20 protein-coding genes are annotated in these 22,238 nt (G+C 55.7%); 13 read left to right on the top strand and 7 right to left on the bottom strand.

What is annotated here, in order from left to right:
• The first annotated feature begins 3 nt into the window (after positions 1–3).
• The 7 genes from ELY25_RS11395 (at position 4) to ELY25_RS11365 (ending at position 8,524) form a co-directional block, all read left to right on the top strand.
• The gene (locus tag ELY25_RS11395) at positions 4–1,200 is read left to right on the top strand and encodes an ABC transporter permease (protein WP_126951412.1); all 1,197 of its coding nucleotides are present in this window, start codon (positions 4–6) and stop codon (positions 1,198–1,200) included.
• Positions 1,197–2,162 carry an ABC transporter ATP-binding protein gene (locus ELY25_RS11390; RefSeq protein ID WP_126951411.1) on the top strand — a complete coding sequence of 322 codons (966 nt, stop codon included), beginning with the start codon at positions 1,197–1,199 and terminating at the stop codon, positions 2,160–2,162. Before ELY25_RS11395 ends, ELY25_RS11390 begins: the two co-directional genes overlap by 4 nt.
• Positions 2,152–2,925, top strand: coding sequence for an ABC transporter permease (locus tag ELY25_RS11385; RefSeq protein ID WP_236995716.1), 774 nt, complete (start codon positions 2,152–2,154; stop codon positions 2,923–2,925). The genes ELY25_RS11390 and ELY25_RS11385 overlap by 11 nt, the downstream gene beginning before the upstream one ends.
• Positions 2,926–3,174: 249 nt before the next feature.
• Positions 3,175–4,377, top strand: coding sequence for a thiamine pyrophosphate-dependent dehydrogenase E1 component subunit alpha (locus ELY25_RS11380; RefSeq protein ID WP_126951409.1), 1,203 nt, complete (start codon positions 3,175–3,177; stop codon positions 4,375–4,377).
• Between the two features lies 1 nt (position 4,378).
• Positions 4,379–5,356, top strand: a complete 978-nt coding sequence (locus ELY25_RS11375) for an alpha-ketoacid dehydrogenase subunit beta (protein ID WP_126951408.1) — start codon at positions 4,379–4,381, stop codon at positions 5,354–5,356.
• Between the two features lie 16 nt (positions 5,357–5,372).
• Positions 5,373–6,659: a 2-oxo acid dehydrogenase subunit E2 gene (locus ELY25_RS11370; protein WP_126951407.1), complete on the top strand. Its 1,287-nt coding sequence runs from the start codon at positions 5,373–5,375 to the stop codon at positions 6,657–6,659.
• A 5-nt stretch (positions 6,660–6,664) separates the two neighbouring features.
• On the top strand, positions 6,665–8,524 hold the full coding sequence (locus ELY25_RS11365; RefSeq protein ID WP_126951406.1) for a protein kinase domain-containing protein: 1,860 nt from the start codon (positions 6,665–6,667) through the stop codon (positions 8,522–8,524).
• Here ELY25_RS11365 and ELY25_RS11360 read toward each other — a convergent pair.
• The 7 genes from ELY25_RS11360 to ELY25_RS11330 form a co-directional block, all read right to left on the bottom strand.
• Complete coding sequence (locus ELY25_RS11360) at positions 8,511–9,158, bottom strand: ABC-type transport auxiliary lipoprotein family protein (RefSeq protein ID WP_126951405.1); 648 nt, start codon at positions 9,156–9,158, stop codon at positions 8,511–8,513. The two genes, ELY25_RS11365 and ELY25_RS11360, sit on opposite strands and share 14 nt — an antisense overlap.
• Positions 9,155–10,096: an MlaD family protein gene (locus ELY25_RS11355; protein ID WP_126951404.1), complete on the bottom strand. Its 942-nt coding sequence runs from the start codon at positions 10,094–10,096 to the stop codon at positions 9,155–9,157. The genes ELY25_RS11360 and ELY25_RS11355 overlap by 4 nt, the downstream gene beginning before the upstream one ends.
• Positions 10,097–10,103: 7 nt before the next feature.
• Positions 10,104–10,940 carry an ABC transporter ATP-binding protein gene (locus tag ELY25_RS11350; RefSeq protein ID WP_126951403.1) on the bottom strand — a complete coding sequence of 279 codons (837 nt, stop codon included), beginning with the start codon at positions 10,938–10,940 and terminating at the stop codon, positions 10,104–10,106.
• Positions 10,937–12,049, bottom strand: a complete 1,113-nt coding sequence (locus tag ELY25_RS11345; protein ID WP_126951402.1) for an MlaE family ABC transporter permease — start codon at positions 12,047–12,049, stop codon at positions 10,937–10,939. The genes ELY25_RS11350 and ELY25_RS11345 overlap by 4 nt, the downstream gene beginning before the upstream one ends.
• 81 nt (positions 12,050–12,130) lie before the next feature.
• Complete coding sequence (locus ELY25_RS11340) at positions 12,131–12,952, bottom strand: IclR family transcriptional regulator (RefSeq protein ID WP_126951401.1); 822 nt, start codon at positions 12,950–12,952, stop codon at positions 12,131–12,133.
• 85 nt (positions 12,953–13,037) lie between these two features.
• Positions 13,038–14,246 carry a 3-oxoadipyl-CoA thiolase gene (locus tag ELY25_RS11335; RefSeq protein WP_126951400.1) on the bottom strand — a complete coding sequence of 403 codons (1,209 nt, stop codon included), beginning with the start codon at positions 14,244–14,246 and terminating at the stop codon, positions 13,038–13,040.
• Between the two features lie 57 nt (positions 14,247–14,303).
• The gene (locus tag ELY25_RS11330) at positions 14,304–15,827 is read right to left on the bottom strand and encodes a 3-hydroxyacyl-CoA dehydrogenase (protein ID WP_126951399.1); all 1,524 of its coding nucleotides are present in this window, start codon (positions 15,825–15,827) and stop codon (positions 14,304–14,306) included.
• Between the two features lie 236 nt (positions 15,828–16,063).
• Here ELY25_RS11330 and ELY25_RS11325 point away from each other — a divergent pair, with 236 nt between their 5' ends.
• The 6 genes from ELY25_RS11325 to ELY25_RS11300 form a co-directional block, all read left to right on the top strand.
• Positions 16,064–17,215, top strand: a complete 1,152-nt coding sequence (locus tag ELY25_RS11325; RefSeq protein WP_126951398.1) for an acyl-CoA dehydrogenase family protein — start codon at positions 16,064–16,066, stop codon at positions 17,213–17,215.
• Complete coding sequence (locus ELY25_RS11320; protein ID WP_126951397.1) at positions 17,215–18,816, top strand: class I adenylate-forming enzyme family protein; 1,602 nt, start codon at positions 17,215–17,217, stop codon at positions 18,814–18,816. Before ELY25_RS11325 ends, ELY25_RS11320 begins: the two co-directional genes overlap by 1 nt.
• Positions 18,813–19,265 carry a PaaI family thioesterase gene (locus ELY25_RS11315; protein ID WP_126951396.1) on the top strand — a complete coding sequence of 151 codons (453 nt, stop codon included), beginning with the start codon at positions 18,813–18,815 and terminating at the stop codon, positions 19,263–19,265. Before ELY25_RS11320 ends, ELY25_RS11315 begins: the two co-directional genes overlap by 4 nt.
• On the top strand, positions 19,262–20,656 hold the full coding sequence (locus tag ELY25_RS11310) for a hypothetical protein (RefSeq protein ID WP_126951395.1): 1,395 nt from the start codon (positions 19,262–19,264) through the stop codon (positions 20,654–20,656). The genes ELY25_RS11315 and ELY25_RS11310 overlap by 4 nt, the downstream gene beginning before the upstream one ends.
• 177 nt (positions 20,657–20,833) lie before the next feature.
• Entirely contained in the window at positions 20,834–21,583 is a 750-nt protein-coding gene (locus ELY25_RS11305) for an electron transfer flavoprotein subunit beta/FixA family protein (RefSeq protein WP_126951394.1), read from the top strand.
• A 14-nt stretch (positions 21,584–21,597) separates the two neighbouring features.
• The coding region (locus ELY25_RS11300; RefSeq protein ID WP_126949557.1) for an electron transfer flavoprotein subunit alpha/FixB family protein at positions 21,598–22,238 on the top strand (641 nt) is incomplete at its 3' end.

The raw sequence follows: 22,238 nt of genomic DNA, 5'->3' as shown, positions 1-22,238 counted from the left end.
TTAATGTCGCTTCTGGATGCGCTACCCACGCCTAAATTAAGGCGTGGTGGGTGCCCTAATGCTGTTTTAGCCAGCCTGAGCATCGTGATGCTGGCAGTAATTTGGGGGATGGATGCTGTCAGCGTAGCGCCTAACCGCATTGTTCAAGGCACAGGTGTCGATGTGCTGGGGGCAATCGGTTTACCAGGAGCACTTTTGGCGTCTCTTCTGATATTGGCCATCGGCGGCCTGGCGAGTCAGCCAAGCCGCACCAATTATGCAGCGGCCATGGGTGTGGTGGTTCTGCTGTTGGCGCTTATGCCGTTTGGCCTGATGGTGGCCAGCCATTTTCTGATAGACCCTACGCTACCCCAGGCGCGCCTGGGAATAGGGGCTAGCTACTGGTTAATACTGTTTATCTTGCTGCTGTGCTTGATTGAGCTGCGTTTGCGGCTTGCTCTGACGCGACTCTGGCCAGTGCTTATCCTGACGGGAGTAGGGCTTTTATGGTGGCTATGTGCTTCGCTTTGGCTGGACGATCTGGCATTGGTTCAGGAGTTCAATGCACGTGACCGGCAATTTATACGCGCGGTAGGCCAGCATATTGTCCTGGTAGGCGTAGCTGTAGGCATAAGCATTGTACTGGGGGTGCTGCTTGCCATGCTGATGCGCCGCTTTAGACGGCTGCAAAAAAGTGCGTTTGCAATGCTCAATTTTCTACAGACCATACCCAGCCTGGCACTATTTGGTTTGCTGCTGGCGCCACTTGCCTGGCTGGCCGCCAACGTGCCGGTGCTGGCGCAACTGGGTGTTAGTGGTATTGGCAATACGCCTGCGCTGATCGCCCTGGTGGCTTACAGCCTGCTGCCCATAGTACGTAATACCTATATTGCGCTGGAACAGGTAAGCCCTGACACCCTTGAAGCAGCCACTGCCATGGGGATGCGGCGTGGCCAGCAGTTCTGGCAGGTGCGCTTGCCTCTAGCGCTGCCGGTGTTGCTTGAAGGTGTACGCATTACGACTGTTCAGGCAATTGGCCTGACGGCGGTAGCGGCATTAATTGGAGCCGGTGGGTTGGGCACGTTTATATTTCAAGGATTGGGGCAAGCTGCCATGGATATGGTGCTACTTGGTGCACTACCTATTCTCATACTAGCTCTATTAGTGGATGCTGCTTTGGGAGCGCTGGCAGAGGCACTGCGCCCCGGAGGCATTCAATGATTGAGCTTTCACAGGTGTCCAAGCGGTTTGGTGATGAAACTGCCGTGGATGATATCAACCTCAAGGTGGCCAAGGGCAAGTTTTGCGCGCTGGTAGGTACCTCGGGCTGCGGCAAGTCAACTACATTGCGTATGATCAACCGTCTGATTGAGCGTAGCAGCGGAGATATCATCCTGGATGGTCAGGCGCTTGAAGCTTACGACCCGGTCAAGCTGCGCCGTCGTATAGGCTATGTAATACAAAGCACCGGCTTATTTCCGCATTGGACAGTAGCCCGCAATATCGGCCTGGTTCCCCGGCTGCTCAAGTGGTCAGCTGACGATATACAAGCGCGGGTGGATGAACTGATGGCGTTGCTTGGCCTGCCCATCGAGGAGTTTGCCCACAAGTATCCTCACCAGCTTTCCGGCGGGCAGGCTCAGCGCGTGGGCGTGGCTCGCGCCTTGGCTGCCGATCCGGATATTTTATTGATGGACGAGCCCTTCGGGGCGCTTGACCCGATTACCCGCATCAAGCTTCAGGATGAGCTGGCAAGCCTTCAGTCTCGCCTGCATAAAACAGTGGTATTTGTTACCCACGATATGGATGAAGCACTAAAACTTGCCGATCATCTGGTAGTGATGCGTGACGGTCGGATTGTGCAGCAGGGCACGCCGCTGGCGCTTTTGCAGCATCCCAAGGATCTCTTCGTAGAATCTCTGCTGGGCGGGCTTGAGCGCGGTCTGAAGCAGGCGGCATTGACGCGTGTAAAAGACCATATGTCATCCCTGGGCCCCACCTTGCCTTCGCAGTATCGTATTTCGGCCGACTTTTCTCTGCGCCAGGCACTTTCCATGATGCTGCGCGATCATACCGACCGCCTTGCCGTTGTCGATCAGCACGATGTGCCAATCGGTGAGCTGTCGCTGCGTAAAATCGTCAAGGAAGCTCAGCTGGAAAAAGGAAGTATGCGTGAAGCATAGCGATCAGCACGCAGATAGGCGCCTATGGATACGCTCATTACTCTGGGGCTTGCTGCTCGTTGTCTGCGTTATGGGTATTGCTCATGCAGAAGGGCTTTTTCGTTGGCTGGAGCCGGATGCCAGACAGGTTATCTACCAGCGCGCCCAGTTTTATGAGCTGCTTGGGCGCCATCTACTGGTGGTAGGGGTGGCCGCTTTGGTCACTATTCTCCTTGGCGTAGGCGCAGGGATTGCCGTCACGCGCAAAAAAGGCCGCGACTTTCTGCCCCTAGTGGCGCAGTTGTCGTCCCTGGGGCAGACCTTTCCGCCGGTAGCCGTACTGGCGCTTGCCGTGCCGGTCCTTGGGTTCGGCACGCTGCCGATTATCATGGCGTTAATGCTCTATGGCCTGTTGCCTATTGTACGCAACACCCTGGCCGGGCTGCATGCTGTGGATGAAGACATCAAGATGGCTTCTCGCGCAATGGGGATGACGCCGCTACAAACGCTCTATCAGGTAGAGCTGCCCCTGGCCGCCCCGGTCATACTGGCCGGTATACGTACATCGGTGACAATCAATATTGCAACCGCAGCGCTTGGTGCCACCGTTGGTGCCAGCAACCTGGGCGACCCGATTATTGCCGGTATCATCAACGGTAACATGGCCTATGTGGTGCAGGGCGCACTGATTATTGCCTTGCTCGCTTTGACTATTGATAGCCTGTTTGAGGGGCTACAAGGCAGGTTACGCCAACGGCTGTCTTCTTCTCAGCGTTTATCTTGAGCGTACGTCTTCAAAGCGTTCATTCTTAGAGCCTGGCATTAAGAACTTGGTCCTAGCTATCTTGCTGGCAAGTCTTTCTGATCAGGTCTTTATATAGCTGATCTATTCGTCTTAAGTGGTATCCCTAAAGTCCTTGTGCTGCGTTATCGTCGCAGTAGTTGCGTTGACTCAAACCAGATAAATCCACTGGCATAAACGGTCATCACGAACAACACTGCCCTCAAAAGGGGTAAAACAAGGATAATAATGATGACGAACCACGTACACCAGCCGGCCTTCCTGACCGGCGATGAGTTCTCTATTGCCACCTTCAGCCTGCTTGACGCAGAAGGGGAGCTTTACAACGGCGCTACAGAGCCACCGCTTGAGCGTGAGCATGCGCGCAGGCTTTATCAGTCAATGCTGGCCACGCGCATTCTCGATGAACGGATGATGGCGGCCCAGCGCCAGGGACGACTCAGTTTTTACATGCAGTGCATGGGCGAGGAAGCGGCTGTTATCGGAGCGACCGCCGCCTTGAATGATGCCGATATGATCATGGCCCAGTACCGCGAGCAGGGCGCGCTGATGTATCGCGGCTTCTCCATCGACGAGTTCATGAACCAGCTTTTCGGCAATGAGCTGGATTATGGCAAGGGGCGGCAGATGCCGGTCCATTATGGCTCGCGCAAGCTCCACTACATGACGATTTCCTCTCCTTTAGCGACTCAGATTCCTCAGGCTACAGGCTACGCCTACGGCCAGAAATTGGCAGGTGATGGCCTTTGTACACTGACCTTCTTTGGTGAAGGAGCGGCGTCCGAGGGAGATTTCCATGCTGCGCTGAATATGGCCTCGGTACATAAGGTGCCGGTCATCTTTTTCTGCCGCAATAATGGCTATGCCATTTCCACACCGGCAGTCGAGCAGTTTGCCGCCGACGGCATTGCGCCGCGCGCATTTGGTTATCACATGCATGTCTTGCGTGTGGATGGCAATGATGTGCTGGCAGTCTATGAAGCCACACGTCAGGCGCGCCAAATCGCGGTTGAGCAAAACCAGCCCGTCCTTATTGAAGCCATGACCTACCGGCTGGCCGCTCACTCCTCGTCAGATGACCCGTCGGGGTATCGGCTGAAAAGCGAGGAGGAGACCTGGCGGCTTAAAGACCCCGTGCTGCGTATGCAGAAATGGTTGCTAAAGAAAAACTGGTGGAGCGAAGAGGAAGAAACCCAGCAGCAGGAAACACTACGTCGGGAAGTGCTGGATACCATGAAGCGTGCGGAAAAACGTACCTCTCCACCGCTGGAAAGTCTGGTGAGCGATGTCTACGCCGATGTTACCCCTGAGCTCCAGCGCCAGTTTGATCAGTTGAAAAAGCATATCCGCCGCTATCCGGATGCCTACCCGCGGGGCGCGCGATCTCTGGATCTGGACGTTGAGACCCATATTGACTCGCAGGGAGATGCGTAACATGCCCACCATGAATATGTTGCAGGCGATCAATAATGCGCTGGATATTGCCATGGCCGAAGACGAAAAAGTCATCTGCTTTGGCGAAGACGTGGGTATTTTTGGTGGAGTCTTCCGCGCTACAAGCCATCTTCAAGAAAAATATGGCAAAACACGCTGCTTCAATACGCCGCTGGTAGAGCAGGGCATTATCGGTTTCGCCAATGGCCTTGCTGCCCAAGGTTCGGTACCCGTAGCGGAAATTCAATTTGCCGACTATATCTTTCCTGCCTTTGATCAGATCGTGAATGAAACCGCCAAGTACCGTTATCGCTCGGGTGACCTGTTCAATGTAGGTGGGCTGACCATCCGCACGCCCTACGGCGGGGGGATCGCCGGCGGCCTGTACCATTCCCAATCGCCTGAAGCCTACTTCACGCATACGCCTGGCTTGAAAGTGGTGGTGCCGCGTAATCCTTATCAGGCAAAAGGGTTGCTTCTAGCGGCTATTCGAGACCCGGATCCGGTCCTCTTTTTGGAACCCAAGCGGCTTTATCGCGCCGCTGTAGGGGAAGTGCCCGAAGAGGATTATCAGCTGCGCTTGGGCGAGGCTGAAGTTATCAAGGAGGGCAGTGATATCACCGTCGTGGGCTGGGGGGCTCAAATGGAAGTAATCGGTAAGGCAGTGGAACTTGCTGAAGAGCAGGGTATTGCCTGCGAAGTGATTGACCTGCGCTCCTTGCTACCCTGGGATGCCGATACCGTTGTTGAGTCTGTCCTCAAGACAGGTCGTCTGGTGGTTAGCCATGAGGCACCACTGACCGGTGGCTTTGCCGGTGAAATAGCCGCGACCATTCAAGAGCGTTGTTTTCTCTACCTGGAATCGCCGATCAGGCGGGTAACCGGGCTGGATACGCCTTTTCCTCTCGTATTGGAAAAAGAGTATTTTCCCGATCACCTGAAAATTTTTGAAGCGATTCGCGAAAGCGTTAACTTTTAGCGCAAGGAGAAGAACAATGAGCGATTTTAAACTACCGGATATTGGCGAAGGCATTGTCGAATGTGAAGTAGTGGAGTGGCGGGTTGCCCAAGGCGATACCATTGAAGAAGACCAGCCCATTGTCGAGGTGATGACAGATAAAGCGCTGGTGGAAATTACTGCGCCTGAAGCGGGAGTCATCACCAAGTTGTATGTTGCTCAAGGGCAAATTGCCAAAGTGCACGCACCTCTATACGCCTATCAGGCGCAGGGCGAAGAGGATGCGTCCGCTGACGAGCAAGCGCCCGACACATCTCTTGTCAGAGAAGCGGAAACGCCGGTCGAGATTGACCAGACATCGCCTGGCAAGCCGTCTTCCCCGGCGGCGAGTGGCAGTGGAGAAGCGCTTCATGGCGAAGCTCATCATCGTAAAGTGCCGGCGAGTCCCGCCGTGCGCCGCCTGGTGCGCGAGTATGGCATATCGCTCACCGCCATCGCCGGTAGCGGTAAAGCTGGCCGGGTGCTGAAAGAGGATGTGCTGGCGCATGTGGATGGAAAAAGCGCAGCGGCACCGGCTCTATCGGCATCTTCTGAGTCCCACGCTAGCGGCTCAGCGTCTGCTCCCCGCGTTGAGCCCTTGCGGGGCGTGCGCGCCGTCATGGCCAAGCGAATGGTCGAGTCTGCCACCACGATTCCGCACTTTCATTACGGTGAAGAAATTGACGTCACCGAGCTTCTGGCGCTGCGCGAGCGTTTGAAACCCCAGGCCGATGCCCAAGGGGAGCGGCTTACCTTGATGCCATTTTTCATGAAGGCACTGGCATTGGCTGTCGCTGAAAGCCCCATCCTTAACGCCCAGTTAAACGAGTCGGGCGATGAGCTCCACTATTACCCTCAGTGCAATATCGGGATGGCGGTAGATGGCAAGGCGGGTTTGATGGTGCCGAATATTAAAGGTGTAGAGCATCTGACGCTGTTGGAAGTCGCCCGCGAGGTAGGTCGTTTAACCGCTGCGGCCCGTGAGGGGCGTGTGGATCAGGCCGATCTTAAAGGCGGTACCATCAGTATCTCCAATATTGGCGCTTTAGGGGGTACTTACGCGGCCCCTATTATCAATGCCCCAGAAGCCGCCATTGTCGCGATAGGCAAAACCCAGTGGCTGCCGCGTTTCGATGACCAGGGTACTGTTCAAAGGCGCGCCATCATGACGATTACCTGGGCCGGTGATCACCGTTTTATTGATGGCGGGGCCATTGCACGGTTTTGTAACACCTGGAAGGGATTCCTGGAAACCCCCGAAACCATGCTGCTTCATCTCGCCTGACCAGCATGCCACAGGCGCCGTTACAGCAGTTCTATATACCCGAGGAGCAGTCGGTCTACCTGCTGAATCACCAGGACGCGCAGAAGCTCAAGGATTGGGTAGCGCTTTGTCAGGCACAGCTTGCCCAACTGGGGTATCAAGATATCGAGCTGATTGGCAAAGGCGCCTACGGTTTTGTCTTTGCCGGGAGTACCTCGACGGGCAGTACTGCGGCCCATTATGTTTTCAAGTTCTCCCGTATTACGCTACCGACCCACTTGCAGGAGCGCCTCGAAGACGAGGCGTTCATGCTGGATCAGGTTTCGCACCCGCGCATTCCCCGCCTGATTACCTATCAACGTGCGCGAGGGCAATCCATTCTGGTGATGGAGCGTGCACCCGGCTGGAACCTTGAGCAGATATCACTGAAAGAGGGGCGTCTTTCGCCACGTCTTGTCATCCATATTGCCCGACAGCTTGGCGAACTCCTCGACGCTCTGCGCCAGGAAACCGGCCCTAATGCCCGGCCGGTAGTACACGGCGATATCAAACCTTCCAACCTGGTATTCGACCCGGCAACAGAATCGGTTGCTCTGATCGACTGGGGTTCATCGGTATTTGCCCAGCTGGATGCCAGGCTTCAGTTTGTCGGCGCTAACGTGATGGAGCTTATGTCGGATAACCTGCAACAAACCAATGCCCGGCTAGGGGATGTGTACTTTATTGGCGAAGAGCAGCTCAATGGCGCACTGTCTTCACCGCGGTTTGATGAGCAGGGCGTTGCGGGCACGTTGTATGCGTTGGCTTCTGCTCAGTCCTGCCGGTTTGGGCATCGGGCTATTCCTGCCAGTTCGCTGGGCTTGCCGGTGGAGTTTGCTCGTACCCTGGACGGCATGCTCGACCCCGATCCACAAGTGCGGCGCAACGCCGGTGATTATTTCCTGCAGGCCATGCCGCGTATGGCACGCACCGTCATGATTGATCTGCCAGTTGCCCCACCGGTGCCGCTGGTGCCGGTATGGGCGCGCTCTGCCCGTCAGGAAATAGACACGGTCGTTTACAGCTCGCGTAAAGCTTTTTTACGGGAAGCCGATGCTCAAGAAACCCTGAATGACGTCAACGATGTCCAGTTGGATCGCTACTACAAGCAGTTCATGCAGGGAATGGGCGAAACTGAAAAAGCATTTCTAGCCTCGGTGAGTCGGTTGGGAAAATATCCTGTGGTGGGGGGGCTTGCCGTGCGCTGGGAGCGTGAGGGTATCTATATTGATTCATCGTTGAATCTTCACGACCCGAGCTTGAAGCCAGCTTTTATTGAGGCCGTGAACAATATGGTGTACTTGGCCCGAGCAATTCATCGTCAAGGGGTATTCAAAAGCTGCCTGTTCAATGCACGGCAAACCCTGCACTTGGAGCGGGCCTCGCCTGAGGCATCCTTTTATCCGGGGCCCACGATGACCATTGGTTATGAACTCAGTGCGATGCCCGAACTTGAAAATCGCACTCGTTTGCATAGCTACTTTGAGGATGGCCCAGACCCCGAGGAGCTTTTGATACTGCCAGGGTCAATCATGGGACTTTTAGAGCAGCTTAATAGAATTCATCATACCGGCATGATCATTTTTGAGGCGTTGCCTCAGCACCTTAAAATCCACAGCTACTATCGCCTGCTAGATCCCGCTAAGGAGAGAGAATTTCGTACGTTATTGGCTGGCATTCTGGCTTTCGTGAACCAGATCGAGGGCCTGGGTGTTTCAGGTTTTATGAAGATGCCCTATAAGGACACACGCTTTTTCACCCACCTGGAACGCCAGCCGGAGCGTTTTTACCCCCGCGACCCGCGGGAGTACATCAGAAAAACGGCAGCGTCTGCTACCCAGAAGTGAGGCGTGCAGATCGGGTGTTTGAGTGCTCGGCAAGCCACGCGGTAAGTTGCTCAACCAGGGCATCGCTGGCGCGCCCGAAAGCATCTACCACGGCGGGTATTTCCACATTGGATGCCTGGCTGGTCGTCCTGAAACTTTCTGATGCAAGTGGGGCGCGCGAGTCGGCCTCAACCAGCTGTACATCTATCTGAATGACTGCACGGGGTCTGCCATTGTCATACTCACTTTGAAAGTGACGCAGCTCGCTGAGCAGCAACAAATCAGACGGCAGATGATCGCTGCCCACACTGGCAAAAAGTGTGCTTTGCTGTAATCCCTCTATCAGGCGCGCTTGGATAAGATCCGGGGTATCTTCATGCCAGCGAGCGCCTTCATAGACGTTGACCCGCGTATTTTCGGGATATACCACAATCCGGTTGCTGCTCAGCAGATAACCGGCTTCAGGGGTAGCCACGCCCAAACGCTGCGTTGAGGTGGAGGAAGCTGTCCCGTGGTGGGATGACTCAGAAGAAGAGCGCTCAGAGGAGGGCAGGCGGTAAAGCGATGGAGGATCGTTCTCAGGCAGTATTGAACACCCTGCGCTGGTTAGCAGTACCAATGAGGTCAACGTGACGAAAAAGGGGCGCATACTCATGGACGAAACTCCTCTACCTGATCACGGCCCAGTAAAAAATCCCTGGGGCTCTCTTCCAATTGGCGGGTAATACGGTCTAGCGTATTTAGCGTGGAACGCAGTGCAGAAAGCGCCGGTGCTATATCGCGTGTTCCCTGCAGAGTGCTCTCGACCGCACCTGCATTTTGATCAATCAACTGCTCGATGCGCTGAGCGGCGCGTGCCACATCACGGCTGGCATCGGCAGCACTTTGCATGACCTGCTGACCATCCTGCTTGAGCAGTTGGATTGCTTCCTGGCTTAGTTCATCAATGCTTTCAAGTGTGGCGGTTGCCTGACGCGACGCATCGCCAAACAGTGCCATGTTTTCATCCAGCGCCTGCTGCTGTGAAGCAATCATCTCCGTGATCTGCGCCACATTGGTCAGGATACTGCCGGCGTTTTCGCGGTTATCATCATTAAACAGTTCGTTGACGTTTTGCATAATGGCGTTGATGTTGTCGATCAATTCCTCGCCTTCCTCAAAGAGGGTAGCGATAGGCGAAGGGTCGGCGCGAATAAATGGCGCATCATCATCGGTCTGATCAATCAAACGCGGGCTTTCCGGTGTGCCACTGTGAAGCTGCACCGACATGCTGCCGGTAATACTGGCAAACGCAAGTTTGGCGCGTGTATCCATCTTGACCGGCGTATCATCCACCACCCGGATTCTGGCAATCACCTGGCGTGGATCCGTCGGGTCGAGGGTGAGCTTCGTCACATCACCCACTTCAATACCGTTATATTGCACGGTACTGCCAACCGAAAGTCCGCTGACGCTACGCTCGAACAGAATGCGATAAGATTGATAGTCACGCTGTCCTGCGGCTTGGCTCATCCATAGCGCGAACAGCAGGGCGGCGGCGGCGGTTAATATTGTAAAGAAACCTATTAAAACGTGATGAGCGCGCGTTTCCATGTGCTACTCACTCCTTGGGCTTGGATGTTGAAGACGTGGCGGCGGACTGTTCAGCGGCGCGGCCACGAGGTCCATGAAAGTAATCCTGAATCCATTCATCATCGGTTTGGGCGACGTTGTCGATGGTATCCACCACCAGAACACGCTTTTGAGAAAGCACGGCAACCCTGTCGCAGGCAGCATAAAGTGTGTCTAAATCATGGGTTACCAGAAAGACGCTAAAGCCTAGAGCATCCCGGAGCGTGACGAGCAGCTGATCAAAGGCAGCCGCGCCGATGGGGTCAAGCCCGGCGGTAGGTTCATCAAGAAACAGGATATCCGGGTCCAGCGCCAGCGCGCGGGCGAGGGCGGCGCGTTTGATCATGCCGCCGGAGAGCGAATCGGGGTACTGCAAGGCCGCTTCCGGCTCAAGCCCCACTAATGAAAGCTTTACTCGGGCAAGACGCTCAGCATCTTCCCTGGCAAGCTTGGCGTGCTCGATCAACGGTAGGGCCACGTTCTCCTGCAAATTGAGCGAGCTGAACAGCGCGCCTTGCTGAAAGAGAACGCCAAACCGACGCTCTATTTGGCTACGCTCCTTATCGTTTAGTTCGCTCAGGTTGGTGCCCAGCACCTCAACGCTGCCCCCATTGGGGCGTTTTAAACCCACAATACTGCGTAACAGTACCGACTTGCCTGTACCCGAACCGCCCACTACGCCGAGTATTTCGCCACTTAGAAGATCAAGATCCAGAGATTCATGCACGACATGATCGCCAAAGCGGTTTTCCAGGTTGCGTACCTTGATAGCCGGGGCGGGCTGCGCGTTATCCTGAGATGAGGTTTTATGATCTTCGTTGCTCACCAGCCCATCTCCATGAAAAAGAGCGCGGCAAGGGCATCAATCAAGATCACCATGAAGATGGACTGGACAACGCTTGAGGTCGTATGCGCGCCTACCGACTGGGCGCTGCCGCTGACCTTGAACCCTTCCAGGCAGCCGATTACGGCAATCACAAAGGCAAATACGGGCGCCTTGCTTAGCCCAACCAAAAAATGCACCACCGACACATCTTTCTGCAGGGTGGTCATGAACTGGCCAATAGAAATATCCAGGGATAGCACCGCCACTAGAGCGCCACCCACCAAGCCACTGATCATTCCCACAAAGGCAAGTAAGGGCAGGCTGACCAGCAGGGCCATGACCCGGGGCAGAACCAGAAGCTCGATGGGATCAAGGCCCTGGGCCTGCAAAGCATCGATCTCCTCGTTGGATTTCATCGCCCCAAGTTGAGCGGTAAAGGCACTTGCTGTACGCCCCGCCAATAAAATAGCCGCCAGCAGGACGCCAAACTCGCGCAGAAATGAAAAGGCTACAAGGTCGATGGTATAAACGGTAGCGCCAAAATCTTCCAGCACAGTGGCGCCCAGAAACGCGACTACTGCACCTACCATGAAGGTCAGTAAAGCAACGATAGGAACCGCATTCAGGCCGCTTTGCTGGATATGGGCAACGGTCGCGGTTAAGCGCCAGTGGCGTGGCCGTAACAGGGTGTGCGACAAGGTGGCAAGCACCAGCCCGATAAAGCCTAATAGCTGGCGCTGCTGTGACCATAGCCCGACCATGTGCTCACCAATGTTGGCCAGCGCATCGGTTATTCGCTTTGAATTCTGCTGGTCAACGTCAAGAGGCGCTTCCATGGCTTCGGCAATACGCGTTAAAAGCGCCTGTTGCTCTTTGGGAAGCTCGCTCGCCCAGTCACTGACCGTTTGAGCTTTTTCAGGACCGATAATATCTATCACCAGCATGGCGCCGGCGGTATCCAGGCGCTCAATATCGACCAGCGATATATCGTCTGACTGCGCTTCTAGATAAGGGGCACAAGCATCTTTAAGCCTCTGGTAATGGGCGAGTGTCCACTCACCCTTTAATACGAGTTTTTCATCCTGACGCGTAATCCATTCGCTTGGCATCCCTGCTCCTATACGCCTACCTCATGTGTAGCGTCTATGATGCATTCAAACGAGCGTTAGGGGAAGGTTGGTAAAGTACTCTTAGCGCATTAAGCGATACTTTGGCGCTAATTCCTGCTTGATCTGGGCAGCAACTTCTTTGAGCCGGGGGCCAAGATTATTAACCAGACGATCGCGATCCAAGCGTAAACTCGAGCCTCCACAGTTGATTGCCATGACTTCAGCGCCATCTTCTAAAATAAGAGGCATCGCCACGGCACTGATATCACGTTGCCAATCCTGCTCGGATAAACAGAACCCATAATGGTCATAGTCCTCCATGCTCTGCTTGATGCCGGCTTCGAGGGCGGGCCACTCCTTGCCATGAAACTCTGCCAGCTCGCTTAATAGCTGCTGACGGCGGGAGTCGGGCAAGCCACATAGCCAGGCCCGGCCAATGGCAGAGGTCGCAATGGGCAAGCGCGAGCCAACGTCCAGACGAATAATGAGCGGACCACTGCCATGGCAGGTTTCGAGATACACCATGTCGCTGCGGTCCGCACCTCCCAGGCTCACATTACAGTCGGTGACTTCGGCAAATTTCTGCAGATGGGGGCGCGCAATTTCACGAATACCCATGTTGGCGAGAAAGCGATAGCCAAGCGCTAGTACGCCTGGCCCTAGCCGATATTTCTCCAAGTGAGTATTGTGCTGCAGATAGCCAAGCTGAGTAAGGGTATAGGTAAGGCGCGAGACCGTCGGGCGGGGAATGCTCGTACGGTTAGAAAGTTCAGCATTGCCCAGATACTCTTCACCAGCCCCAAAGGCGCGCAGCAACTCCAGACCGCGCGCCAGCGCGGTCACAAAGTTACGATCTTTTCCAGGTAGCTGCGGGTCGTCAGCTTCAGTGTCGGTGGGTTGCATTCAATGTCCCAACATTAAGTGGCTAATGGCGTGCAGTATCGCATATCTACTTAGCCGCGGCTTTCATACCATTAAAGCAAAGGTATCAACTATCCAGGCGCTCGATTACTGTTGCGATACCTTGGCCAACACCAATGCACATGGTGACCAGCGCGTAGCGGCCGCCGGTGGCTTCTAGTTGGCGTAGTGCGGTCAGCGCCAGACGTGCCCCGGAAGCACCCAGCGGATGGCCAATGGCGATAGCGCCACCGTTGGCATTCAAACGGCTATCATCTTGCGAGAGACCAAGCTGTTGCACGCAGCCAAGTACCTGAACGGCAAACGCTTCATTAATTTCAATGACATCCATTTGTGCAAGGGAAAGGCCGGCGCGTGCCAGCGCCTTTTGCGAGGCGGGTACCGGACCCAGGCCCATGACGCGTGGTGCCACTCCGGCGACGGCGCTGGCCACGATACGTGCGCGAGGAGCCAGGCCCACGCGTTCACCGGCGGCCTGGGTGCCCACAATCAGGGCGGCGGCGCCATCGTTCAAGCCCGAGGCATTCCCGGCGGTAACAACGCCACCCTCAAACAGCGCACCTAGCTTGGCCAGCTTGTCTTCAGTGCTCTGTGGACGAGGATGCTCGTCTTTATCAACTAGTAAAGACGGCTGTTTACGTCCTTGAGGGACTTCAACGGCAAACATTTCACCGTCGTAAAAACCGGCCGCTAGCGCCTTGGCATAGCGCGCCTGAGAGCGGGCTGCAAAGGCGTCGCTGGCTTCACGGCCAATGTTCAAGTCGTGGGCAATGTTGTCAGCCGTTTCCGGCATGCTGTGGCTACCGTACTCCTTGGCAAGCCATGGGTTGGGAAAGCGCGAGCCGATAACCGTATCGTACATAGGTTGATTACGGGCATAGGGGGAGTCTGCCTTGCCAAGTACATAGGGCGCGCGCGACATGGATTCCACGCCGCCCGCCAGGAAAAGTTCGCCTTCGCCTAACCGGGCCGCCCGAGCCGCATCCATCATCGCCGCAAGGCCGCTGCCACACAGGCGGTTGACGGTTTGCCCTGCCACTTCAATGGGTAAACCTGCCAGTAGCGCAGCGTGACGGGCCACATTACGCGAGTCTTCGCCTGCCTGATTTGTACAGCCTGCCAGCACCTCTTCATAACTTTCTGGCGCGAAAGGGTTGCGCGCCACCAGCGCTTTTAACGTAAGGCCCAGCAGTTCATCAGGCCGAATGGCCGCCAAGCTGCCCCCGTGGCGACCAAAAGGCGTGCGTAAACCGTCGTAGATATAGGCATCTTGCATGTGGATTCTCCAGATCAAAGGTTGCTTTTATGCGCAGTTGATCTTGTCAGCGATGTTTTAAGCAGTAGTCAGGGACATGTGCAACGCGGCGCGGCGGCGTAGCCAGGGGCTTGGGCGATAACGCGGGTCGCCAGTGGCCTCAAGCAGGTTGTTGAGGATGGTCATGATGCGTGTGGAGCCGTAATGGTCACCCATGCGCAGCGGACCAAAGGGATAACCCAAGCCAAGCTCAACGGCCCGGTCGATAGTGGCCGGGTCAGCTACTCCTTGCTGGGCAATATCGGCACCCACATTGACGATGCTGGCAATAACCCGCTGAAGAACAAAACCGTTACTGTCCTGCAGACGGCTTACCGGCGTGCCGTCGTGGTGAAGCAGGCTGCAAGCGGCATCAACGACGTTGGGTTGGGTCTGCGGCGTTGTCATCAGGCTGCGGCGTTTATCAAGCCCGGCAAGCATGTCGACAGCCACGCACTGCTTGGCATTCAGCTTCTGGCGTAGTGCGCAGGTAGTGGCATCTTCACCAAAGGGGGTAAGCAGGCAAAGTGCTTGGTCAGTAGGTCTTGCGCCTGTCTCCAGAGGCCAGCCTGCCGCGTTTACCAATGCAGCCAGTTCCTCTGCACTTTCGGGGTCTTCCCGGCTGATCCATACCGGACAAGGAGGTGCCGGGGCAATGACCGGCTCATCCGGCATCTGCTGCTGGCCTTCAATATAGCGATAAAAGCCTTCGCCGGTTTTGCGGCCCAGCAGGCCCGCAGCCAGACGTTGACGTGTCAAAGGAGAAGGGCGAAAACGCGCCTCTTCATAATACTGTTGGTATATCGACTCCATCACCGCATGCGATACATCCAGGCCGGTAAGATCCAGCAGGGTAAACGGACCCATTCGAAATCCGCCCTGATCTACCATGATCCGATCAATGGTGGCTGGGTCGGCCACGCTTTCCCCTAAAATACGTAGGGCTTCGGTGCCGAAGGCGCGACCGGCATGGTTGACCAGAAACCCCGGTGTATCGGTTGTCTGGGCCGTAAAATGCCCCATGGCCTCGCCCAGTGCATTAAGGCGCTGGGTAACCTTGTTTGAAGTGCGCAGCCCAGGAATCACCTCCGCGATTTTCATAAGCGGCACAGGGTTGAAAAAGTGAAACCCAATGACCCGTTCTGGGTATTGGCAGGCAGCAGCAATGGCGGTTACCGATAACGATGACGTATTGGTGGCTAACACAGCCTGCTGACTGACGATAGCTTCCAGATCGCTGAAAAGGCCTTGTTTGGCTTCCAGCTTCTCGACAATGGCTTCAATGACGATATCGCAGGGAGCGAGTGCGTTTAGCTCGTCTGCCTTTATCAACCGCTCGCTATATTGTTGGGCCTGCTGGGTGGTGATGCGCTGCTTGTCAGCACTTCTTTGCCATAAGCCATTAATAAAGGTTCTGGCTTCCTCCACGGCTCCTTCTTTTACATCGAAAAGCATGACCTCAAGGCCTGCCTGGGCTGCCAATTGAGCGATGCCGCGCCCCATGGCGCCGGTGCCGACAATACCCAGCGTAGTGAATGGGGAAGGTGTTGACGTGTTAGTCATAGGCCAAATCCTCTCTGCAAAAGAACGATTGTTTTAGCTTATAGTTTTGCATTGCAAAATAGCATTTCGATTATTGACTGCCATCCTAGGCTATGCAAAAGTGCCTGACAAGCAATGCGGGCGTTAATTTCGCATGGCGAAACTAGCTTGCCCATACCACTGCTCACGCTACTTGGTAGCCCTTTTTATTAAGCTCTATTTCTAACGATAAAAACCTTTTACCGCCAGGAGCCGTCATGATTCGTGACCCCGAACTGATCAATCAGCTTGTCGATACTATCGCCCGTTTTGTCCGTGAACGTTTAATTCCCAACGAGGTACGTCTGGCTGAAGAGGACGCTGTGCCACCAGAATTGCTTGCGGAAATGAAAGAAATGGGACTGTTCGGGCTATCGATCCCGGAAGAGTACGGCGGGCTTGGCCTGACCATGGAAGAAGAAGCGCTGGTGGCGATGGAGATTGGCAAAACCTCGCCCGCGTTTCGCTCTGTGTTCGGTACTAACAACGGTATTGGTGCCCAGGGAATTTTGATTGATGGTACCGAGGAGCAAAAAGCCAAATACGTTCCCCGCCTGGCGACGGGTGAGATTCTTAGCTCATTCTGTCTCACCGAGCCGGATTCAGGTTCGGATGCTGCCAGCCTGCGTACCACTGCTGTGCGCGATGGCGACTACTATGTCCTAAACGGCACCAAACGCTATATCACCAATGGGCCGGAAGCCGACCTGTTTACCGTAATGGCGCGTACCAACCCGGAAAACAAGGGCGCAGGCGGCATATCTGCTTTTATTGTGGAAGGTGATACACCCGGATTAATACGTGGCCCGGCAGACAAGAAAATGGGCCAGAAGGGCGCTCACACCTGCGATATCATTTTTGATAACTGCCGGGTACCTGCCGAGAACATTATTGGTGGCAAAGAGGGGCAGGGCTTCAAAACGGCCATGAAAGTGCTGGACCGGGGGCGGCTGCATATTTCGGCGGTATGTGTCGGAGTGGCCGAGCGCCTGGTAGAAGAATCGCTGCGCTATACCATGGAACGTAAGCAGTTTGGTGCCGCGCTTGCCGAGCATCAGCTGGTTCAGGCAATGCTGGCCGATAGTAAGACCGAGGCTTATGCGGGCAGGACCATGGTGATGGATGCCGCACGACGCAAGGACGATGGCGAAAACGTCTCGACGCTGGCTTCCTGCTGCAAGTTGTTCTGTTCTGAAATGGTAGGCCGTGTCGCTGACCGCGCCGTGCAGGTCCATGGCGGCGCAGGCTATATGTCCGAGTATGCGGTGGAGCGTTTCTACCGCGATGTACGGTTATTTCGTATCTATGAAGGTACCACGCAAATTCAGCAGCTGGTGATTGCTCGTAATATGGTGCGGGAGGCATCCTGATGGCTTTGTCGGTACCCTACCAAGCGCCGGATGAGCAGATTTTTGGACGCCTCGCCAGTGAGCTGGTGGCAGAAATTCCCGAGCGGCTGAGCACGCGCGTGCTTGAAAACGCACGGCGCCTGGCTGACCATGCAGCGATTGTGGATGGCGATGTACGCTGGAGCTACGCTGAGCTTGGGCACGAGATAAAAGCTGCCTGTCGCTGGCTTGCCGAATTGGGTGTTCGCCCAGGCGACCGCATCATGACTGTGAGTGAAAACTGTCGGGCCCTGTTGGTTTTGCTACTCGCAGCCAGTGAAATGGATGTATGGGTGGCCATCGTCAACTCGCGCTTATCGGCGCAAGAGGTCGATCTTATTCAAAACAACTGCCTGCCAAGGCGTGTTTTCTATACCTGCGAAGCCTCTCTCGAATCCTGCCAGCATGCCGAGCGACACGCGGCTGATCGCTATCAACATCCTCAGCTGGGCGGGCTTGCGATTTCACCGCTATATGACAGCGAACCAGAGCCTGTTTGTGCCAGCGGTGCCGAGCAGGTAGCGGCGATGATCTATACCTCGGGGACAACTGGCACGCCCAAGGGGGTCATGCTGACTCATCGGGGCATCCTTTATATTGCCTCTATCTCAGGCGGTATGCGCCATTTGAGTGAGGGGCAGCGTGTTTACGGGGTGCTGCCCATGTCCCATGTGTTTGGTCTTTCATCGGTATGCATGGGGTCGCTGTATAACGGTGCCTGCCTTTATACCGTGCCGCGTTTTGACGCCGCCCATTTACTTGCCACTTTAAAGCAAGAACGCATTACCGTTCTCCAAGGGGTGCCCGCGATGTACGCCCGCGCGCTGGAGTTTTTAAAACGCGAGCAGTGCCCGCTGGAAGCGCCCGAGCTGATTTATATCTCGGCAGGTGGCTCGCCCCTGGATAGTGACACCAAGGTGCGGGTGGAAGCCGCTTTTGGATTAACGCTGCATAACGGCTACGGGTTGACCGAAGCGAGTCCAACTATCAGTCAAACGCGTATTGATGATCGCCATACCAGCAGCACCGTCGGCCGGGTACTGCCATTACTGGAGTATCGCCTAGAGCCATTGGGTGATAGCGGAGCGTCCGAGCAGCCCGGTGATGAAGTGGGTGAGCTATGGGTGCGCGGGCCTAATATCATGAAAGGTTACTTTCGTCAGCCCGATGCTACCCGAGCAACGCTGACCGATGATGGTTGGCTCAATACCGGGGATATCGCCAGGCTCGACCATGACGATCAGCTGTATATTGTCGGGCGTAGCAAGGAGCTAATTATCCGCTCGGGATTCAATATCTATCCGCCTGACGTTGAAGCGGTCATCAATGAGCACCCCGCGGTCACGCTAACCGCAGTGGTGGGGCGTCAGGTTGCCGGTAACGAGGAAGTCGTGGCGTTTGTTCAGTGCGAGCCGGGCGTGGAACTGGATATGGCAGAGTTAAAGGCTTTTATTGCCGAACGGCTGGCGCCCTACAAAAGGCCTACCCAGATTGTGTTGATGGATGCGTTGCCTTCCACTGCCAGTGGCAAAATCCTCAAGGGTCGGCTGCGGGATTTAGCTCAGCAGGAGAGTGCCTTATGAGCCAGGCTGAAAAAAGCGATGCGCTAATGGGCTATCACGACTTGTTGGGTATGCGAGTTGTTGAATGGCAGCCGGGCCGAGCCATGATCGAATTGACGATCGAACCCAAGCACCTCAATCGTAGTAACAATGTTCACGGTGGGGTCCTGACCTCCATGTTGGATAGCGCACTAAGCCTAGCGGGCTTGCACTGCAGCGTGCCTGGCAATATCCGTAAGGGAATGACGCTCTCGTTAACCACCACCTTTGTCAGCCCCGCCCGTAAGGGTATTTTGACGGCCACAGGAACATTACGCGGCGGCGGGAAGAAAACGTATATGGCCAGCGGTGAAATTAGAGATACTCAGGGGAATCTAGTCGCTATCGGCGAAGGCTCGTTTCGACGTCGCGGCGGTAGCGAGTCACCTGAAGGCGTGCCTGAAGAAACATCAGGGAAGCCCGGCGAGTGAGATTAGCCCGCCTGCGGGTCTCTTTACTGCTGGTCGTCACCTGTTCAACGCTGATCCACCTAGTGATAGGCAGTAACCTGGGCCAAGCCATTGGCGTAGGCGCGTTACTACTTTATCTGCTGACACTTGGCGGTCAGCTGACGACAATGGCCAAAGGGCTACTGTTTGCAGCCGGGGCGCTAAGCCTGATCGCTCTGTGGCGCGCTTCAATGCCCGCTTTACTGTTATTTGAAGCCGGAGGGCGTTTTGCATTCTTTGCCACCTTTGTCGTGGCGCTCAGCATGCTGCGTTTACCAGCCTATCGTTCACGCTTAGTGCGCCGCTGTGGGCAATGTATGCTGCTGCAGCCGCCAAGCCGTCGCTATCCTATTTTGTCGTTGGGATCGGCGCTATTTGGCATTATTCTCAATATCGGCGTGCTTAGCCTGTTTGCCGGCATGATTGAAAAGAGTAATACCCTGGAAGCTGCGCAAGGGCGCACCTGGGTCCGTGAGGCGCGCCAACGGCGTATGATGCTGGGGCTTTTACGTGGCTTCTCGCTGGCGCCGCTGATCTCGCCAATGGGTATTGGTGTCGCTGTGGTGCTCTCAAGTCTTCCGCAGATTACCTGGCTTGAACTGGCCCCCTATATTTTGGGAGCCGCCGTATTAATTTTCCTGACAGGCTGGGTCGTTGATTTTCTGACGGGTCCTCATCCCGCTGCCGGTAGGCTCAAAACGTCAGCTCTTTCCCCATCCCTGCAGCCGTTGGTGCAGTTCAGCGGGTTGCTGTTTGGCATCGTCACATTGGTTTTTTGCATTGCCTGGTTACTAACGTTGCGATTGCCTATCGCCGCGCTATTAGGCGCGCCCCTGGGAGCGCTTGTCTGGCTTGCCTGGCAGCGACGTCGGCTTGGTTATGCAGGGCTGCCAGCTGCCATTAGTGCTGTGCATCGCCAGTTACCGTGGCTGCTTTCTCCAAGTGCAAATGAAATCGTGGTGCTGGGAGCGGCGGGTTATCTCGGGCACTTATGTGTCGGCCTAGTAGATGGTCATCAGTTGGCACCTTTATTAAGCGTTCTGAATCAGTGGGGGGCGTTTAACGCTGTCATTGCCATGCTTATGGTCGTGGGGCTGGCTCAGTTAGGCATTAACCCCATTGTCACGGTTACCTTGCTTGTGGGCTTACTGCCTTCCTTAGCCATTGAAGGGCTTTCGCCGCCAATGATCGGTGCTTCATTAATGGTGGGGTGGGCGCTGGCATTAATGTCCTCGCCAATGACGGCTTCCATGCTGATTCTTTCGCGGTTTACAGGCGTGTCGGCTACACATATCGGTTATCGCTGGAATGGTAGATTTTTAGCGACTGCTATTCCTATATTAGCCCTCTGGTTCATCTGGTCGCCTTTTTAGACTACTGGTTGACCGGGTAAACACTTGATTTACGCTGGGCAATTTCTTAAGGTGTTTATATATATTGAAATCTAGTTTCGCTATGCAAAATAAATGTTATTTTGCAGCATAATTATACAGCGTAAGCCGAACCAGCCGTTTGCATAACAGGCGGCTGTGAAAAAGGAGTATGTCTCTATGAAAATTCTTGTCGCGGTTAAACGCGTCATCGATTACAACGTCAAGATTCGCGTCAAGGCGGATCACTCCGACGTTGACCTTACCAACGTCAAAATGGCCATGAACCCCTTCTGCGAAATCGCCGTGGAAGAAGCGGTGCGCTTGAAAGAGAAAGGTGTGGCCACCGAAGTAGTAGCGGTCACCATCGGCCCCAAGGCGTCTCAGGAGCAGCTGCGCACCGCGTTGGCGCTGGGCGCCGACCGCGCCATCCAGATCGAAACCGACGAGCGGGCAGAATCGCTGGCGGTCGCCAAGCTCTTGGCCAAAGTGGTCGAGCAAGAGCAGCCGGGTCTCGTGATCCTGGGCAAACAGGCCATCGACACCGACAACAACCAGACCGGCCAGATGCTCGCCGCGCTCACCAACCTGCCGCAGGGAACCTTCGCCTCGGAAGTGGTCGTGGAAGGCGACCAGGTCCATGTCACGCGTGAAATCGACGGTGGCCTGCAGACAATCGCACTGACTTTACCCGCCATCGTGACCACCGATCTGCGCCTGAACGAGCCCCGCTACGCCAAGCTGCCGGACATCATGAAGGCCAAGAAAAAGCCGCTGGACGTCAAAACCCCCGCCGATTTCGGGGTGGACGTGGCGTCCAAGGTCAGCCTGCTCAAGGTGGAGTCCCCGGCCGAGCGTAAAGGTGGCATCAAAGTCGCCTCCGTGGACGAACTAATCGATAAACTCAAAAACGAAGCCAAGGTGCTTTAAGAGGAGTGGAACGCATGAGCATTCTGGTACTTGCCGACCTCCATGAAGGCCAGCTGGCGGGCGCGACCGCCCACGTTGTCGCTGCTGCACAAGCGATTGGGGGCGATATTGACGTACTGGTCGCCGGTGAAGGCGTCCAGGCGGCAGCGGATGCGGCCGCCAAGCTTGAAGGCGTACGCACGGTGCGCGTTGCGGACAACGCGGTCTACGCCCACCAGCTCGCCGAGCCCCTGGGCGCCTTGCTGGTGGAGCTGGCAGGCGATTACACCCACGTGCTGGCCAGCGCCTCCACGACGGGTAAAAACGTGCTGCCACGTCTGGCGGCGCTGAAAGATGTCAGCCAGCTGTCTGACGTTATCGGGGTGGAAAGCGCGGATACCTTCCAGCGCTCCATCTATGCGGGCAACGCCATTGCCACGGTGAAAAGCGACGACACCCTCAAGGTGCTGACGGTCCGTACCACCGCGTTTGATGCCGTCAGCGACACGGGCAGCGCCACGGTGGAAGCCGTGGACGTGGTGGTCGAGAACACCCAGTCGCGCTTTGTGAAGGAAGAGCTGGCGCAGTCTGACCGCCCCGAACTCGGCGGTGCCAAGGTGGTGATTTCCGGTGGCCGCGGCATGGGCAACGGTGACAATTTCAAGCTGCTCAACGG

Origin of the sequence: Vreelandella populi, assembly GCF_003989825.1 — a bacterium.
GTDB lineage: Bacteria > Pseudomonadota > Gammaproteobacteria > Pseudomonadales > Halomonadaceae > Vreelandella > Vreelandella populi.
The sequence above is the reverse complement of the archived record's forward strand: the minus strand, read 5'-3'. Positions and strand labels throughout refer to the sequence as shown.